Genomic DNA, 17,555 nt, shown 5'->3' on the forward strand with positions numbered 1-17,555 from the left:
TTTAATTTTCAAAGACATGAAAATCTTATTTACCAAAAATATAGACCCGGTAATAATATCCAAAGCCCTAGGAGAGGATATTACGGCTGACTGTGTTGAGGTAATTAAGACAACACCTATAATAATCCCCCCGTTTGACCTGAAAAATTATTCATTAATTTTTACCAGTGTCAACGGAGTGGCAGCTTTCTTCAAAAACCGCTTCCGCCCAAACGAAGATTTCACGGCTAAAAACTACAATAAAATTTATTGTGTAGGAGATAAAACAAAGAAGGCATTGAGAAAAAACGGGTTTGGAACATTTAAAGTCCTGAAAAATGCAGATGTTCTCTCTCAGTTTATCATCGGGCATTGCCAGCATGAACAGTTTCTCCACTTCTGTGGCAATCTTGCCATCAATGTCCTGGATAAAGATCTGCCGTTACAGAATATCAAATACAAAAAAGTCACCATATATAATACGGAGGAAATCAATCCTTTAATAACTGAAAAATATCATGCTGCAGTATTTTTTTAGTCCGAGTGGAGTTCGTAGTTTTGCAAAGCAGAATTCTCTGGAAAATATGAAGCTTTTTTCCATTGGAGAAACTACATCCGGAGAATTAAGAAATTATACGAAAGGAAAGATCTTTACTTCGGAGGACAACAACCTGACTTCTATCTTTGAGCTGATAAGAAAAGAAGCCTGGAGTAATGATTAAAAACTGGTATTGCCATAAACATTGACAATATTATCAGTTAGTTTAAAATAGATTATGATTAAAAAACGACCTATATTTAAAAGCGCTTCGCGGAGACACCGTTGAACGACCTCCTGTCTGGATGATGAGGCAGGCGGGAAGATATCTGCCGGAATTCATTGCCCTGAGAGATCAGTACGATTTCTTTACAAGATGTCAGACCCCTGAACTTGCTGCTGAAATCACATTACAGCCTATCCGTAGATTTCCTTTGGATGCTGCGATTCTGTTTTCTGATATCCTGGTAGTACCCCAGGCAATGGGAATTGATTTCAAAATGAAAGAATCTGTTGGTCCATGGCTGGATACTCCGATCAGGACAATGGAACAGGTTCAGAATATTGAAACTCCGGATGTGAATGATACTTTAGGATATGTTTTTGATGCTATTGAGCTTACATTACAGAAATTAGACAATGAAATTCCGCTGATCGGTTTTGCCGGTTCACCATGGACCATTCTTTGTTATTGCGTGGAAGGAAAAGGAAGCAAAGCTTTTGATATTGCCAAGTCTTTCTGTTTCCAGCAACCTGAAGCAGCTCATCTGTTACTTCAGAAGATCACTGATACTACAATCGCCTATTTAAAAAGAAAAGTAGAAAAAGGGGTATCTGCCGTTCAGATTTTTGATTCCTGGGGTGGGATGCTTTCTCCAACAGATTACCAGGAGTTCTCGTGGCAGTACATCAACCAGATTGTTGAAGCGCTAAGCCCTCTAACCCATGTAGTAGTATTCGGGAAAGGATGTTGGTTTGCACTTGAGGATATGACCATGTCCAAAGCTTCTGCACTTGGCGTTGACTGGACTATTAAACCGGAATTCGCAAGAACATTGACTAATCATACAATGACACTGCAGGGAAATTTTGATCCTGCAAGACTTCATTCTACTCCTGAAACTATCAGGAAAATGGTAACCGAAATGATTAGCCGGTTCGGAAAAGACAGGTATATTGCCAACCTGGGACATGGAATCCTGCCTAATGTTCCTGTAGAAAATGCGGAGGCATTCATCAGAGCGGTTGTTGACTGGAAACCTAATCTGTAAAAAAAAATCAGTCTTCACCTCGAAAATATAAGATAATCCAAAAGCCCTATCATTGCTGACAGGGCTTTTTTATATATTTGATTTAAAGTATTACTAACTCAACATTCGCTGTGCTTTCTTAACTCCTTCCACCAAAAGATCAATTTCCTCAAAGGTATTATAAACCGCAAAACTTGCCCTTACGGTACCTGCAATATTAAAAAAGCTCATGATAGGCTGTGTACAATGATGTCCTGTTCTTACTGCAACTCCCATTTTATCAAGGATCATCCCTACATCAGAGGAAATTCCTACTCCTTCAAGATTAAAAGAAACAACACCTGTTCTCTTAGCTTTCTCACCATAAACTTTAAGTCCTTCTATCTCCAAAAGCTGTCTTTGAGCATATTCTAATAAAGCATTTTCATGATTTTGAATATTCTGACGTCCTACTTTATTCATAAAGTCAACAGCGGCTCCCAAAGCAATATTCCCGCCTACATTAGGCGTTCCGGCTTCATATTTAAACGGAAGCCCTGCATAAGTAGTTCCGTCAAAAGAGCAGGTAGCAATCATCTCACCTCCTCCATGGAATGGCGGTAGCGCTTCAAGTATTTCCTTCTTACCGTACAATATACCGGTTCCCATCGGAGCATACATTTTATGGCCGGAGAAAACAAAGAAATCACAGTCCAGTTTTTGAACATCAATATTGAAATGTGGTGCAGATTGAGCACCATCAATCACAATATAAGCATCTGTATTTGCTCTTGTTTTGGCAATAATCTCCTCGACAGGATTTACAATTCCCAATGCATTGGAAACCTGGTTTACCGAAACCACTTTTGTTTTTTCACTTAAGAACTCATCAAGATACTCCAGCTGAAGAACCCCATTCTCATCAATAGGAATTACACGAAGCTTCGCACCGGTTCTTTCACAAAGCATCTGCCATGGAACGATATTGGAATGATGCTCCAGATATGATATAATGATCTCATCATCCTTTTGTAATTTTTGTGTCAGAATATAAGCGATAAGATTAAGGCCTTCCGTGGTACCTTTGGTAAAAATCACTTCAAAATCATGCTCTGCATTAATAAACTTCTGAATCTTTCTCCTTGAAAGCTCCATTGCTTCTGTGGCTAATTGGCTTAGGGTATGAATTCCTCTATGCACATTAGCATTAATCTCGGTATAATATGCATGACAGACTTCTAAAACCGAATCGGGTTTCTGGGAGGTAGCTGCATTATCCAGATAAACCAGGGGTTTACCGTTCACTTCTCTGTCCAATATAGAAAACTGGCTTCTTATTTCCTGAATGTCAAACATTTTATTTATTTTTTTTAAATTAACAGGTCCTTATTTAGAACCCTTCAAATTTACGGCTTTTTTTCCGAAAGGAAGCACAAGGTTGGCTAGTGATCATTATCAGCTGATAGAAATATTCGATAGTATATGGCGAAGAAAACTGATAAAGCAAAGTAGCAAAAACAAGCCGTGTAAGGCAGACCGCCCATTTGCTGAATGGTTTTCACATTTCTAATAATAAAAAAAACCTGCCAACAGATTGACAGGTTTTTATATCTTTAAATAAGCAATACTTATTCTGCTGCAGTTTCTTCTGCTGCCGGAGCTGCTCCTTCTGCTGCAGTTTCTTCTTCATCTTCATCATCCATTGCTGCTGCACCTCCTTTCATTGCATTTCTAGACATCTTAACAGCAACTACTACTGCATTGTCCGGGTGCATGAAAGAATATCCTTCAGTTTTGATATCACCGATGTAAAGTTTGTTACCAATTCTTAATGGAGTAACATCTACAACGATTTCATCTGGCAAGTTAGCAGGAATAGCTTTTACTCTCAATTTTCTGAAAGACTGACGTAAAACACCACCAGCTACAACACCTTTTGAACGTCCTGTAACTTTTACCGGAACTTCCATGATAACAGGCTTATCATCAGCCAGTTGATAGAAGTCAGCGTGAAGAATTCTGTCAGTGATTGGGTGAAACTGAATATCCTGAAGAACAGCTGGAATTGTTTTTCCGTCAACCTCAATAGATACCGTGTGTGCTTCAGGAGTGTATACTAATCCTTTGAAAGCTTTCTCTTCAGCAGAGAAGTTCAAAGGGGCTTCACCTCCATAAACAACACAAGGAACTAATTCAGCATCACGTAAAGCTTTTGTAGACTTTTTGCCCACGCTTTCTCTTTTTGTACCTTGAATTGTAATAGATTTCATTTATAAAAAATTTAAAAAATTGTTTTTAATTTACTTTGCAAATCGCTAGAAACCAATCAGATAACAAACTTACTGCTAATTGATTTATGCTCATGAACCATGGTCATAACGTCTGCAAATAATGGGGCGCAAGATAGCACTTTTATTTTAGATGACAAATTATTTTTAACAGGAATTGAGTCAGTTACAATAACTTCCAGAATTTTTGAGTTCTCAATATTCTCGTAAGCCTTTCCTGAAAGCACTCCGTGAGTCGCCATCGCTCTTACAGTCTTTGCTCCTTTTTCAATCAGGATATCTGCTGCTTTACAAAGCGTTCCTGCGGTATCAATCATATCATCGATAAGGATAACGTTTTTACCTGTCACATCTCCAATAAGGAACATTTCTTCCACAACGTTTGCCTTTTTTCTTTCTTTGTAAGCAATTACTACTTCTGCCCCAAGGTGACCGGCATAGTTTTTCGCTCTTTTTGCGCCTCCCATATCCGGAGAAGCAATCGTAAGATCCTCAAGATTCAGAGATTTGATATAATCTACAAAAATTGTGGAAGCATACAGATGGTCTACAGGGATTTCGAAGAATCCTTGAATCTGATCCGCATGGAGATCCATTGTCATAATTCTTGTTGCTCCTGCTGCAGTCAGAAGATTAGCAACCAGCTTAGCCCCGATTGGTGCTCTTGGTTTGTCTTTTCTGTCTTGTCTTGCAAGCCCGAAATAAGGAATTACTACAGTAATGCTTTTTGCAGAAGCTCTTTTTGCTGCATCAATCATTAGAAGAAGTTCCAAAAGATTGTCCGCAGGAGGGAACGTAGATCCGATTAGGAAAACTCTTCCCCCTCTTACAGATTCATCCAAAACAGGCTCAAATTCCCCGTCACTGAACTCCTGAAAGTTGATTTTCCCTAATTCTTTCCCATAATGCTGGGCAATTTTTTCTGCCAAGTCCCTGCTGGTTCTTGTACAAAATAGATAACTTAACTGATCGGCCATTTTTACTTTTTAAAAGATTTTGCAAATTTAAAAAAAAACCACAAGAATTACTCTTGTGGCTTCTAAGTTTTTATTTTATCAATGATTAAGGGAATTTAACTCCTGAATATTTGTTCGCTTCTACCAGAGGTAAAGTCGATCTATATTTCGCATTAATAGATTTAATAAATTCATTGGCAACGATACCATAGCCTCGTCCCGTCAAATGAACGCCATCCAGGGAGAAGGCTCCGCCGGTTACGAATTTGGCGGTATACCTTACACCATCAAATACAATTCCGGACTGACTGTTCAGCTCAACCATTTTCTTGTTGGCATCCACAAATGCTAACCCGTAGGAATCTGCAAGCGATTTTATAGAAGCATTGTAGGCATCTGTTGCCGTTTTTACATAAGCAGCCTCTGTTTTTGTTAATACATGCTGGTTTTGTAACGGATAAGAAATTCCATAAATATTTACCGGAGCCGGTGCACCTGGCGCGGTGCTGTTAATCACAGAACTGGTAGAAAGAAGGATATAATCCTCAGACGTTGCTTGTCTTGCCTGTCCGAAGATCTGTCCGAAAACCGTTGCTGTCGGTAAACCTAGAGACGGAGTTAAAGCAGCTGTTAATTGCACTGATAAATCCTGCAGAGCAACATCTTTAATCAGAACCGGATTGGGAGCAGTAGTAGAAAGTAAATTAATTCTATCTCCGGCTCCAAAAGCAGTAAGCGCTTGTTTTAAAGGTCCATATAAATTAGTATTAAGAGTTGCTAAATTAGCTCCTAAAGCCGCAGGTGTTAAAGGGTTATAGGGCACCGTTGTAAAATATGGAACTGATGTGACATAAGGAATATTGGCAATCACACCTTTTGTAGTTCCTACGCTTTTAAGACCATCTAAAACCGCTTTTATAGAACCTGCCACAACAGCAGGATCAGAAATATCATTTGATTTATAATTCGCAACATTAGTATTTCCTGTCTGAACGGTAGCAGGAGTATAGGTAGTAACACCTCCTACTGTCTGTGAATTGGTTCCTCCGTTAGTTGCATAGGATAATACATCATTATTTCCTATCCACAGAGAGAAAAATGTTGCTTTTTGAGCCATGGCATCAGCTAAAACACTGGTTGTTGCTGAAGAAGCAAATCTTACAAAATAAGGATTAGCCGTTCCCGTTGAAAGTCCAGCCTGGCTCCCATACCCAGGGGCAACCAAATGATAAGATTTTGCTCCCGGAACCCCCATATTCTGATAAGAGCCTCCGTTAGGTAAAATATCCAATGCTGCTGCCGGAGCGCTTGGTACTGGAGATAAAGCCCCACCAACAACCTGAAGCGTCAATTTTCCTGAAAAACCAGGAAGACCGATAAATCCTCCCACATCATTCGGCATCAGAGGCTGTTTGAATTCTCCTCCTCCAGCAAGTTTCATCTGCGTGGCAATCATACTTGGATAAGATTCATTCTGGCCGCTGCTGTATAACGCATTATCACGATACCCTGAAGTAAGTGAATTTCCTAAAGAAATATATTTTGAAAAGTCTGCATCTCCTTTTGTAACCGGAATATCTTTCACATCCGTATCGAAATCCGTATTACAGCTTGTTACTGTAAAAAGAAGTGCAGAAACTGCAATTGTCGATATTATAATTTTTTTTCATAGTCTTTTAAAAATTAAAAAAGGATTATAAGATAAACCTAGACCAAAGTAAAACGCTCTTGCTTTTGCCTGTCCGTAGAATCCAAGGTTAGCGTTGTTCACATTTCTATATTGAGGCATAGCATATCCTCCCGCAATATCAATTCCGAATTGCTTCAGCTTAAATCCTACCCCACCTGTAATCACATAGGTATCAAATGAAGGGGTTTCCGGAATAAAGTTTTCGTTGGTATAAGGTGATTCATCATAATAAGCACCTAATCGTCCATAGATCATATTGCTGAATGCATACTGGGTCCCCAGTCTGAATGTTTTTGAATTTTTAAAATTCTTAGGATTCACAAGAATCGTCGGATCTGCCTGATTTCCAATCGGTGCATTGGCAAAATCTAAAGTCAGCCTGCTGTATCTTTCCCATCCGTGATAGTTGAAATCTGCAGAAACCTGCCATTTCGGAGTTACTTTATAAGTTAACCCTATTGTATATTCTTCAACCAGTGGAAGTGTTGCCGAGAAAGCATCCTGTCCGGCAGCGTTGAGTTTCAGCTGGGAATAAACAGACTGCGACGGGAATTTGAAAGTCGCTGTACCGTTTTTGGCTTTCATATCCACCGGTGAACGGTAAGCCACACTTACATCCAGCTTAGGATCAGGCCTGAAGTAGAATCCGAAACCATATCCGTGTCCGGTTGCTTTTTCATCATTGATATTAACCTGACCGTCGAACTGCGTTACCGCTTTATCCCAATCTACCTTTCCTCTCGCATAGATATAGCTTGCACCGAAAGATAACCATGGAGCCAGCTTCACAGAAACCATGGGCTGAAAATAATAACTCTTCAATTCCATTTTTTGTACCATTTCCTTACCTTCCCAGTTTTCAGGCCATTGAATGGTACTTCCGAAAGGCGTTGAAAAGCTGAAACCTACTGATAGGTTTTCCAGTGGTTTATAAGTAATCGCTGCATAGATAGGAGTCCCTAAAGGGTTATCCGTTTCTGTACTTTGTAACGTATTTAAGTTTTGAAAAGTAACTTTATTACTTGCACCAAACCCTCCTGCTACTATACTCAGCTTGGAAGGGATAAATGACATACCCGCCGGGTTAAAGAATGTCACACTCGCATCTTCGGCATGAGCACTAGTATGCGCCATTGCCAATTGCTTTACCCCTTGCAGAGATACCCTGAAGCCTCCTGCGTAAGATAAAAAACGCCCGCCAATAAAGCAGTTGATACTAATATTTTTTTCATAGACTATTATTATATAATCCAAATATAAAATTATTTTGAATAGGTCTGTTAATATTTCCCAACATTTTAAACAATATCTTAAAAGAAAATTATGTTTAAAATAATACTTCAGGAAAAGTTTTATACAAAAGCATCGTTATTAAACATTTGTGGGTATTCTAAAGTCACATTTATTGGAATGTTTAATGTTAAACAATGCTGTTATGGAATATTTAACTATTTTAGAATTGCATAAAGATAAAAATACATAAATTTGCAAGATTATAAATAATAGTAATATGAGTTGTGGATGTAAAACATCCGGCGATTCTGCACATTCTTGTGGTCCTAAGAAAACCGCAAGTGGCTGTGAAAATGTAAATACCTGCGGGAATAGTTATAAATTAAGTGTTTTTGACTGGCTTTCTAACATCAACAACCCTGCACCAAACAGGTGTGATTTTGTAGAAGTTAGGTTTAAAAATGACAGGAAATCTTTTTATAAAAATGTAAATAATATCCCTTTACATATAGGCAGCGTAGTTACAGTAGAATCAAGTCCGGGACACGATGTAGGCGTTGTAAGCCTTACAGGAGAATTAGTAAAGATTCAGATGAAAAAGAAAAAGTTTTCTGAAGAATCTGCACTCAAAATATACAGACAGGCCAACCAAAAAGATCTTGAGGTATGGCAGGAAGCAAGAAAAAAAGAAGACGGCGTAAAGCTTGAGGCAAGGAAAATTGCTCAGAGACTGGGCCTTGAAATGAAAGTTACTGATGTAGAATATCAGGGAGATGCTTCAAAAATCACTTTTTATTATACTGCTGACAACCGGGTAGACTTCAGACAGCTAATCAAGGATTACGCCGGGTCTTTCAGAACGAAAATCGATATGAAACAGATCGGTTTCAGACAGGAAGCAGCCAAGGTAGGAGGCATCGGCTCTTGTGGACGTGAACTTTGCTGTTCCACGTGGCTTACTGATTTCAGATCAGTAAACACAAATGTCGCAAGATATCAGCAATTAAGCATCAATCCTCAGAAGCTGGCGGGGCAATGCGGAAAACTCAAATGCTGTCTTAACTACGAACTGGACAGTTACCTGGATGCACTAAGCCATTTCCCTTCCTCCTCTACAACACTGGAAACAGAAAAAGGAAAAGCATTCTGTATCAAAATAGATGTTTTCAAAAAGAAAATGTGGTTTGCTTACGTAGAAAACTCTATTGCCTGGTATGATTTTGATATTGATCTTGTCAAAAAGCTGATTTCGAAAAATAAAAGAGGTGAAAAAACCCCTCCTTTGGAAGAATTGAAGCAACCTGAATCTTCTGTGCAAAGTATTGACCTTATTCAGGAGAATAATATGGATCGCTTTGAAAAGAAAAACAGGGGAAATAGAAACAAAAACAATCAAAACAGGCAAAATAACAATCAGCAGGGACAAGGACAAAAAAGAAACAGACCGGAGAGACAGGAACGGACTGAAAAATCTGAAAATCCTAATCCTCATACAGGGAACCAGAATAAACAACAAAAGCCTCAGCCTCAGCCAAAAGCCGCTGTAGAAAAGGCAGAAGTTAATACAGATGCTGATAAAAAGCCACAAAACCCGAATAAGAAAAAGTTTAAAAAGAAATATCCTCCAAAAAAAGATAAAAATGCATAAAATTTTAGGATTATTTTCCCTTATCTTTTTCTTGGGCTGTAATTCTTCCCAGGGAGAAGACATTATCATGAATTCTGTTGATAATAAATGGAATAAGAAAAGCGAGCAAAAATTTAATCTTGAAATTTCAGATCCGCAGAATCCTAAAAATATTATATTTGTCGTAAGAAACAATAATGATTACCCCTATAGCAATATAAGGTTAATTGTTAATTTCACCGACCTTCAAAATAAGAAAAAGGAGACGGACACTTTAAATTATATCCTGGCAAAACCAAATGGAGAATGGCTTGGTACAGGCTTTGGTGACACAAAAGAAACATTGTTTCAATATAAGTTGAAGTACAGGTTTCCTGCAAAAGGAAAATATGAAATCGGCCTTATCCAGGCGATGAGAAATGACAACCTTCCGGGAATAGAAGATATTGGAGTAAAAATAGAAACGGCTAAACCGTAACCATAAATGGAAGAAAACAAAAAAAATGCAGGAAGTAAGGGGAAAACGTTTCCTCTGCCTCCCAAGAAAAAGAAAGATACCTCTTGGAAAAAATGGGTCTCATTTATTTGGATTGGACTCATTGCAGTAGTTTTAGGAATTTCAGGACTTTTCTTTGCTGTTTCTCAAGGATTTCTTGGGGAAATGCCGGATGTAAAGGAACTTGAAAATCCGGACATCTTTGTCGCTTCTGAAATTATCTCTTCAGACGGGGTTACTTTAGGTAAATTTGAAAAAGAAAAAACACAACCTATAGTTTATAAAGATCTTCCTCCCTATCTTATTTATGCTCTTCAGGCTAAAGAGGACGAACGTTTTAAAGAACATTCAGGAATTGATTTATATTCCGTTGCCAGAGCCGTAGCATACGGTGGAGGACGTGGTGGAGGTTCCACCATTACCCAGCAGCTTGCCAAACTTCTTTTCACAGGAAATGCTTCTCAGAACAAACTTGAAAGAGGTTTCCAAAAACTTAAGGAATGGGTAGTGGCCGTAAGCCTTGAAAAAAGATATACAAAAGAGGAAATCATCACTCTTTATTTTAATAAATTCGACTTCCTTTTCAATGCCAATGGTATTGAAATGGCGTCCAGAGTGTATTTTAACAAAAAAAACTTCAGAGCTAACGCTGCCTGAAGCTGCTACTTTTGTAGCAATGCTTGAAAATCCCAGAAAGAACAATCCTTACAGGTATCCTGAAAAAGCAAAGGAAAGAAGAAATGTAGTATTGGACCAGATGCAGAAAACGGGCTATATTGATGCTGCAACCTATGAAAAAGCAGTCAATACACCTGTTGAGGTAGATTTCCACCCTATTAAAAGTATTACTGACGGATATTCTGCATACTATAAATTCTATCTGAGAAAAGAGATCGACAAATATCTTGAGGCCAACGAAAAAGAAACAGGCAAGAAACTGAATCTTTATAAAGACGGACTAAAAATATATGTGACCCTTGATTCTAAAATGCAAAAGTATGCTGAAGAAGCAATCAAAGAGCACTTAACTGATCTCCAGAAAAGATTTGATGCGGAACAGAGAGGCAGGAAAAACAGACCTTTCTATTACCTTACAGACAAACAGATTAATGATGTAATGGTTCAGGCCATGAAAAGGACCGGCCGCTACAAATTACTGAAAGCTGACGGTATGCCTGAAGACTCCATCATGATGGAATTCAAGAAACCGATCAAAACATCAAGATTTACATGGAACGGAGAGGAAGAGGTTGAAATGTCACCTTGGGACTCTATCAGATACCATAAACAAATTGCTCAGGCAGGACTAATGTCAATGGTTCCGGGAACCGGAGAGATCAAAGCATGGGTAGGTGGTATCGACTGGCAGCACTTCCAATACGATCATATCAAACAAGGTAAAAGACAGGTAGGATCTACTTTCAAACCTTTCGTATATGCAACTGCCATTATGAAACTGGGAATGACACCTTGTTCAACCGTTTCCAACGGGACCTACGATCACAAAGGATGGCATGTACCGGGAAGAGGAGGAATGCTTACGTTAAAAGACGCATTGGCACACTCTCAAAACCCTGTTGCTGCAAGACTTATTGAAATGACGGGCGTAGATGCTGTTATTCAAACTGCAAGAGATCTTGGTGTCACAGAAGATATTCCAAGAAACAACACTATTGCCTTAGGTTCATCAGATATCACTATTTATGAGATGCTTGGAGCCTACAGTACTTTTGCTAACTATGGTAACTATAATAAACCGGAAATGATCTGGAGAATTGAAGACGCCAACGGAAGAGTCATCAAGGAAGTAAACGTAGAGCCGAAAGAAGTAATGAACCCTATGTATGCCTACACCATGATTGAACTCATGAAAGGTGTTGCGCAATACGGAACCGCTTCCGGTGAACTGGGAAGAAGAGGAATTTCAAAAGCAGTAGAGATTGCTGCCAAAACAGGTACCACTCAAAATAACTCTGACGGATGGTTTATGGGAATCACTCCTAAATTAGCAACCGGAGCATGGGTTGGATGGGAAGATAGAGCAACCCACTTCTATGGTACAGGTGAAGGACAGGGAGCCAGAATGGCATTACCAATCTGGGCCATCTTCATGAAGAAGGTCTGGGCGGATAAGAGCTTAGGAATTACACCTGATGATAAGTTTACCAAACCTTCTGACTGGAAAGACGGATGTTCAAACCTTAAAGGCCTTGGAGGAGGATATGGGGATGACGGAAGCCTTCAGACCATCGATGAGATTAAAAATCCAAGACCGATAGACCCTACTCCTAAAAAACCGGTAGAAAAGAAAGAAGAAAACATTAATGAAAATCTTCACTCGAATGATGAGATAGACTTCAATAAATAAATTCTCTTTTAACAATATATAAGACCTTTCAATAATCTGGAAGGTCTTTTCTTTTATTATTAATACCTTTGAAGTATGAATATCGAACGCATCAACCAACCTTTCATAAGGAAATTCCCAGGAGATTTTTCCAATAATCCCATGCAAAGAAATACTCCCAAAGTAGTTTTTGCCACCGTCAACCCTGCAGGATTTGATCATCCTCAATTAATTGCTTTTAACGAAGCGCTTTCTGAAGAAATAGGATTAGGAAAATATGAAGAAAAAAGACCTGGGCTTCCTGGTAGGAAATGATCTTCCTGAAAATATCCAACCCTATGCAACAGCTTATGCCGGTCATCAATTCGGGAACTGGGCAGGCCAGCTTGGAGACGGAAGAGCTATTTTTGCGGGAGAAATCATTAATGATACAGGAAAGAGAACCGAAATACAATGGAAAGGCGCAGGTGCAACCCCCTATTCAAGACATGCGGACGGCAGAGCTGTATTAAGGTCTTCCGTAAGGGAATATCTGATGAGTGAAGCCATGTACCATCTGAGAGTTCCTACCACAAGAGCATTAAGCCTTGCATTTACAGGAGAGGATGTTGTACGTGATATGATGTATAACGGAAATCCGCAACTGGAAAAAGGAGCCGTTGTCATCAGGACTGCCGAAAGTTTTCTCCGTTTCGGACACTTCGAGCTTATGTCTGCCCAGAGAGAATATAAAACCCTACAAGAACTTGCCGACTTTACTATTGAAAATTACTATCCCGAGATCACTTCGACTGATCAACAGAAATATAAAGATTTTTTCGAAAGTATCTGTATACGTACCGCCAATCTCATTATCGAGTGGTTCAGAGTAGGATTTGTACATGGAGTGATGAACACAGACAATATGTCTGTTTTAGGGCTTACTATTGATTATGGGCCCTATTCAATGATGGATGAGTATGATCTGAATTTTACTCCTAATACCACAGATCTTCCCGGCAGAAGATATGCCTTCGGGAAACAAGGCCAGATAGCCCAATGGAATCTCTGGCAGCTGGCCAATGCCCTTCACCCTTTAATTAAAGATGAAAAATTCCTGGAAGATACTTTGAATCATTTTGGCTCCTATTTCTGGGAAAACCATGATAAAATGCTTTGCCAGAAATTCGGATTTGACCAGCTTCGAGAAGATGACGAAGAATTCTTTACCAACTGGCAGGCTTTAATGCAGGAGCTACAGCTGGATTATACCCTGTTCTTCAATGAACTGGAAAAGTTATCTGATAATACTCATAGCCCGGAATACTTTAAGCAGCTTTCTTACCTTCCATGGGATCAGGAAAAGCAAAGAAAACTTGAAAACTTTTTTACATCCTATCAAAACAGAATAAGTTTAAATGTAATTTCAAAAGAAGATTCTCTGATGATAATGAGAAAAGCAAATCCCAAATTCATTCTCAGGAATTACCTGCTTTATGAATGTATTGAAGAGATTAGCCAGGGCAGCACAGAAATGCTGGAAAAGTTAACGAAAGCATTGGAAAATCCTTATGAAGAGCTATATCCTGAATTTTCCACCAAAAGGCCAACCGGCTACAATGGCATTAGCGGATGTTCTACTCTTTCCTGCAGTTCCTGATAAAAATATATTTTATCAATCAATTTATTGAATTCTTGTTACCGTATTTTTATTTTTATTAAATTAGCAAAAATCTAAAACATGAAAAGAATTCTACTCTCTATTACTGCCTTATTTATAGGCTCATCTGCATTTTCTCAATATTGGGGCACTCAAAACTCCGGGTTTGCGGCTCCATCAAGAGGAATTAGCGGACTCGAAGTATATGACGCCAATACCGTTTGGGCATTTGCCCTTGATGGAATAAGCACAACCACCAATGTACAGGAGTTTACAAAAACCTCTAATGGTGGTACCACATGGACGGCAGGAACCATTAATATCGGTAATCCTGCTTTAAGAATTACCAACATTTCAGGAGTAAGTGCTACCACAGCCTGGGTAGGAGCATTCAATAACAGCACCGGGATCGGAGGGGTCTGGAAAACCAGTGATGGAGGAGTAACCTGGGTGAACCAAAAAATGTTGAACACCCCCGGTGAATCCTGGACCAACTATGTTCATTTCTTCGATGCCAACAATGGCATTGTCGGAGGAGATCCGGAAAACGGAGAATTCGAAATTTACACAACGTCTAATGGAGGCACTACCTGGACAAGGGTTCCTGCTGCTAACCTTCCGGACCCATTAGTTGATGAATATGGATATAACAACGGATATTATGCGGTGGGAAATAATATTTTTTTCTATACAGACCAAGGCAGAATCTATAAATCAACAGATAAGGGTCAGACGTGGACCGTACTGGCAACCAACACACTCATCAGCGACTTTGGCGGAAGCGCAGAAAGCGGAGATATGGCCTGGAGTGATGCCAACACAGGAATCATTCTGAAAAGAACCACAACCACCTTAAATCTTTATACCACAACTGACGGAGGTGCAAACTGGGCTCCCGTAACTTTTACAGGAATCACAGCAGCTAACAAAATCAATGACATAACTTATATTCCGGGTACCAATATTCTTGTCGCTACAAGTTCAGATGCTACCGCCGGCGGTTCCTGGAAAAGCACCAACAACGGAGTTACATGGACAGCCCTTGATACAGGTGTACAACACCTGGGCGTAAGATGTTCCGACGCAAACACCTGTTACTCTGGAGGATTTAGTACTTCTGCAACGGTTGGAGGAATGTTCAAATCTCTTCAGACACTTTCTACAGGCGAAGTTAAAAACATGATAAAACATGCTATTTCCATTTATCCTAACCCTACAAAAGGTGAAATTACCATTAGAACTGATAAAAAAATAAAGAAGACCTCAGTTCTTGATATGTCTGGCAAAACCGTTACTACGAACGATTCCGGAAATGCAGATATTTCCTCACTTCCAAAAGGTACCTATCTGCTAAAGGCAGACTTCTCAGACGGAACTTCTACAACAGAAAAAGTAATAAAACAATAACAACGTTAATACAATCTTCATAACCACCAGTTTTGGTGGTTTTTTTGTTTTACTTTTGCAAAAAAATACAACCAGTGCCTTTTATCAAAACAAAAATCATTAATTTTTTTAAACTGATTTTCCCTTCCACTTATTCCGAGCTGGCTGTTTTCCTGTTTTTTATAACCTGTTATGGAATTTTAGGCTCTTATATTGCCTTTCATTACAGAATTATATTTGACAGCAGAATTCCATGGGATGCTTATTTCAGCTTTGACAACAAATCTATTCTTATGACAGGAGGAAGCTTTGAAAGACATCCTCTCTCCTATTATTTTTTCAACTGGATCCGGGAATTTGCCCTGTTCATTTCAGATGGGAAAACGGATGTTACCTTCAGATTAACCCTGGCGTGGCTCAGCAATCTTATGATTAGCCTTACTATGGTACAGGTTTTTAAATATTTAAAAAATATCATCCGCCTTCCTCAAAGGGTAAGCGTTCTTATTATCTTATTCTTTGGTATTTTTTCAACCAATATTATTTTGTCCTTTACCCCGGAAAACTTCACCTACACTCTGTTTTTGCTGACTTTATACAATTATTATGCAGCCATAAAGCTCAGAAAAGAAGAAAAGACACCTGCAACTGCCCTGTCACTGGCTGCAATTACCATTGGAGGGCTTACTATAACCAACTTTGTAAAAGTTTTCATCCCGGTACTTTTTGAAAAAGGGCTTTTTAAGAATTGGAAAAGATCAGGCAATGCTGTTATCAGGGTATTTATTGCAACGGTTTGCTATGTATTACTGTATCTGAACAGGATTGATTTTAAATACGAAAACATCTTTTCGAAAACCAACCAGCAGTATGAAAAGTTCTCCAATGTGGAAACCATGCCGACATGGGATATGATTATGTCTTTCTTTTTCGGAGGAAACATTTTATTTCCAGGGTTTATTATGACAGACAAACACAACATGAAAGGTTTTGCCTACAAAGGTCTTTATATGGATCTGTATTCCTCGGCATTTTCTTACTTGTTTATTGTCATACTATTGATCCTGATCTCATGGAGTTATCTCAAAAATTTCAAAAACAAGTGGGTACAGGTTATTATGATTTCTTTTTTCATGGATATTATCATCCACTGCATTATGCGATTTGGTTTGCATACTTCGTACATCTATGGCGGTCACTTTGTTTTTATTTATCCATTGATGATAGGATGGCTTTTTTTATGCCTACAAAACATCACCCAAAATCATGTCACTCCTGACTTTAACGATAAGCCTGCTATTCATATACCTGTTCTTCAACAATGGTTTCAGAATGTCGGAGTTCTTCTGGTTTATGGAAACCTATTACCAATAAAAAAAGCTGAGAAAGTAGTTCCCAGCTTTTTATTTATTTTTTTGATAAAAGAATCTTATTTAGCTTCAGCACAGAAAATTCTATACTGTACTGCAACAGCAGATTTGAAATATTCTTTGATCCTGGAAAGGTCGGCTGCAGCACTTTGCTTGGTAAAATAGCTTCCTGCCAAGATCTTATAATTAGGACGCAAAGAAGCGTCTGTTTCTACTTTCAGATTAGGGAATCTTTTTCTAAAATAAGATTTCACTTCATTGGCTTCTTCATTACTTTTTACAGTTGTAATTTGAATTTTATACCCTAAAATTCTAGGATTTTTTTTGCAAATTTCGGCATTGGTAAGTTCCCTGCTCGGCACATATATTTTGGCAGGTTTCGTCACCCCGCCTGTGGAAATAGTATTATCGTTATTGCTGAAATCTCTGCCGGAATTATTGGTGACAACTTTAGAACATTTTCCTTCAATTCCTTCCAAAGCAGCATTAATTTTTGAATCCATTGTCATGACAAGCTCTGTTCCTGAAAGCGTATCTTTTTTAACAACCTGCTGTGCTTCAATATTATAAAATCCAAATAATGATAATATCGAAAATATTTTGATCAAATTTCTCATTTAAACTTGTTTCCGCAAATTTATACAAATTAAAAAACTATACCAAACAGGTTATTTAGAATCAATACAAATTAAACGTAAATGATATTTTCCCTTTTGCATATGCCGTTAAATTTCTGTTAAAAATATTATTTTTGCGGAATTGATTGAATGTTCAATA

13 protein-coding genes and 3 pseudogenes are annotated in these 17,555 nt (G+C 38.6%); 10 read left to right on the plus strand and 6 right to left on the minus strand.

Translation table 11 applies throughout. The features are described 5' to 3' along the window. Positions 1–16 precede the first annotated feature (16 nt). The 3 genes and pseudogenes from HX13_RS15975 to hemE all read left to right on the plus strand — a co-directional run. On the plus strand, positions 17–517 hold the full coding sequence (locus HX13_RS15975) for a uroporphyrinogen-III synthase (protein WP_238555421.1): 501 nt from the start codon (positions 17–19) through the stop codon (positions 515–517). Next, complete coding sequence (locus HX13_RS24585; RefSeq protein ID WP_238555422.1) at positions 498–701, plus strand: hypothetical protein; 204 nt, start codon at positions 498–500, stop codon at positions 699–701. Before HX13_RS15975 ends, HX13_RS24585 begins: the two co-directional genes overlap by 20 nt. A 58-nt stretch (positions 702–759) precedes the next feature. Then, positions 760–1,788, plus strand: a pseudogene (gene hemE, locus HX13_RS15980) (uroporphyrinogen decarboxylase); the annotation flags it as partial. 93 nt (positions 1,789–1,881) lie between these two features. Here the strand turns inward: hemE and HX13_RS15985 are convergent. The 5 genes and pseudogenes from HX13_RS15985 to HX13_RS16010 form a co-directional block, all read right to left on the minus strand. Then, complete coding sequence (locus tag HX13_RS15985) at positions 1,882–3,102, minus strand: aminotransferase class V-fold PLP-dependent enzyme (RefSeq protein WP_050021918.1); 1,221 nt, start codon at positions 3,100–3,102, stop codon at positions 1,882–1,884. Positions 3,103–3,374: 272 nt separating this feature from the next. Continuing rightward, the gene (locus tag HX13_RS15995) at positions 3,375–4,016 is read right to left on the minus strand and encodes a 50S ribosomal protein L25/general stress protein Ctc (RefSeq protein ID WP_050021920.1); all 642 of its coding nucleotides are present in this window, start codon (positions 4,014–4,016) and stop codon (positions 3,375–3,377) included. 56 nt (positions 4,017–4,072) lie between these two features. Beyond that, positions 4,073–5,011, minus strand: a complete 939-nt coding sequence (locus HX13_RS16000; protein ID WP_050021921.1) for a ribose-phosphate pyrophosphokinase — start codon at positions 5,009–5,011, stop codon at positions 4,073–4,075. An 85-nt stretch (positions 5,012–5,096) separates the two neighbouring features. Further along, a complete protein-coding gene (locus tag HX13_RS16005; protein ID WP_050021922.1) occupies positions 5,097–6,647 on the minus strand; it encodes a G-D-S-L family lipolytic protein in 1,551 nt (516 codons plus the stop codon). 9 nt (positions 6,648–6,656) lie between these two features. Further along, positions 6,657–7,912 (minus strand): annotated as a pseudogene (locus HX13_RS16010) (OmpP1/FadL family transporter). A gap of 278 nt (positions 7,913–8,190) precedes the next feature. Between HX13_RS16010 and HX13_RS16015 the strand changes: the two are divergent. From HX13_RS16015 to HX13_RS16040, 7 genes and pseudogenes are all read left to right on the plus strand, one after another. Continuing rightward, positions 8,191–9,561, plus strand: a complete 1,371-nt coding sequence (locus HX13_RS16015; protein ID WP_050021923.1) for a stage 0 sporulation family protein — start codon at positions 8,191–8,193, stop codon at positions 9,559–9,561. Beyond that, complete coding sequence (locus HX13_RS16020) at positions 9,554–10,018, plus strand: gliding motility lipoprotein GldH (RefSeq protein ID WP_050021924.1); 465 nt, start codon at positions 9,554–9,556, stop codon at positions 10,016–10,018. Before HX13_RS16015 ends, HX13_RS16020 begins: the two co-directional genes overlap by 8 nt. A 6-nt stretch (positions 10,019–10,024) precedes the next feature. Further along, positions 10,025–12,404 (plus strand): annotated as a pseudogene (locus HX13_RS16025) (transglycosylase domain-containing protein). 75 nt (positions 12,405–12,479) lie between these two features. Next, positions 12,480–12,698, plus strand: coding sequence for a hypothetical protein (locus HX13_RS24590; RefSeq protein WP_238555424.1), 219 nt, complete (start codon positions 12,480–12,482; stop codon positions 12,696–12,698). Then, a complete protein-coding gene (locus HX13_RS16030; protein ID WP_238555425.1) occupies positions 12,661–14,022 on the plus strand; it encodes a protein adenylyltransferase SelO in 1,362 nt (453 codons plus the stop codon). The genes HX13_RS24590 and HX13_RS16030 overlap by 38 nt, the downstream gene beginning before the upstream one ends. Positions 14,023–14,103: 81 nt before the next feature. Next, positions 14,104–15,429: a T9SS type A sorting domain-containing protein gene (locus HX13_RS16035; RefSeq protein WP_050021925.1), complete on the plus strand. Its 1,326-nt coding sequence runs from the start codon at positions 14,104–14,106 to the stop codon at positions 15,427–15,429. Positions 15,430–15,503: 74 nt separating this feature from the next. Beyond that, positions 15,504–16,943: a DUF6080 domain-containing protein gene (locus HX13_RS16040; RefSeq protein ID WP_238555426.1), complete on the plus strand. Its 1,440-nt coding sequence runs from the start codon at positions 15,504–15,506 to the stop codon at positions 16,941–16,943. Here HX13_RS16040 and HX13_RS16045 read toward each other — a convergent pair. Further along, entirely contained in the window at positions 16,838–17,395 is a 558-nt protein-coding gene (locus HX13_RS16045; RefSeq protein ID WP_050021926.1) for an SPOR domain-containing protein, read from the minus strand. The genes HX13_RS16040 and HX13_RS16045 overlap by 106 nt on opposite strands. Positions 17,396–17,555: the final 160 nt, after the last annotated feature.

This window comes from Chryseobacterium sp. P1-3, assembly GCF_000738495.1.
Lineage (GTDB): Bacteria > Bacteroidota > Bacteroidia > Flavobacteriales > Weeksellaceae > Chryseobacterium > Chryseobacterium gallinarum.

Excerpts from the sequence above, each read along its gene's own strand:
- HX13_RS15975 (WP_238555421.1), top strand. The coding sequence starts at position 17 with ATGAAAATCTTATTTACCAAAAATATAGACCCGGTAATAATATCCAAA.
- HX13_RS24585 (WP_238555422.1), top strand. The coding sequence starts at position 498 with ATGCTGCAGTATTTTTTTAGTCCGAGTGGAGTTCGTAGTTTTGCAAAG.
- HX13_RS15985 (WP_050021918.1), bottom strand. The coding sequence starts at position 3,102 with ATGTTTGACATTCAGGAAATAAGAAGCCAGTTTTCTATATTGGACAGA.
- HX13_RS15995 (WP_050021920.1), bottom strand. The coding sequence starts at position 4,016 with ATGAAATCTATTACAATTCAAGGTACAAAAAGAGAAAGCGTGGGCAAA.
- HX13_RS16000 (WP_050021921.1), bottom strand. The coding sequence starts at position 5,011 with ATGGCCGATCAGTTAAGTTATCTATTTTGTACAAGAACCAGCAGGGAC.
- HX13_RS16015 (WP_050021923.1), top strand. The coding sequence starts at position 8,191 with ATGAGTTGTGGATGTAAAACATCCGGCGATTCTGCACATTCTTGTGGT.
- HX13_RS16020 (WP_050021924.1), top strand. The coding sequence starts at position 9,554 with ATGCATAAAATTTTAGGATTATTTTCCCTTATCTTTTTCTTGGGCTGT.
- HX13_RS24590 (WP_238555424.1), top strand. The coding sequence starts at position 12,480 with ATGAATATCGAACGCATCAACCAACCTTTCATAAGGAAATTCCCAGGA.
- HX13_RS16030 (WP_238555425.1), top strand. The coding sequence starts at position 12,661 with ATGAAGAAAAAAGACCTGGGCTTCCTGGTAGGAAATGATCTTCCTGAA.
- HX13_RS16035 (WP_050021925.1), top strand. The coding sequence starts at position 14,104 with ATGAAAAGAATTCTACTCTCTATTACTGCCTTATTTATAGGCTCATCT.
- HX13_RS16045 (WP_050021926.1), bottom strand. The coding sequence starts at position 17,395 with ATGAGAAATTTGATCAAAATATTTTCGATATTATCATTATTTGGATTT.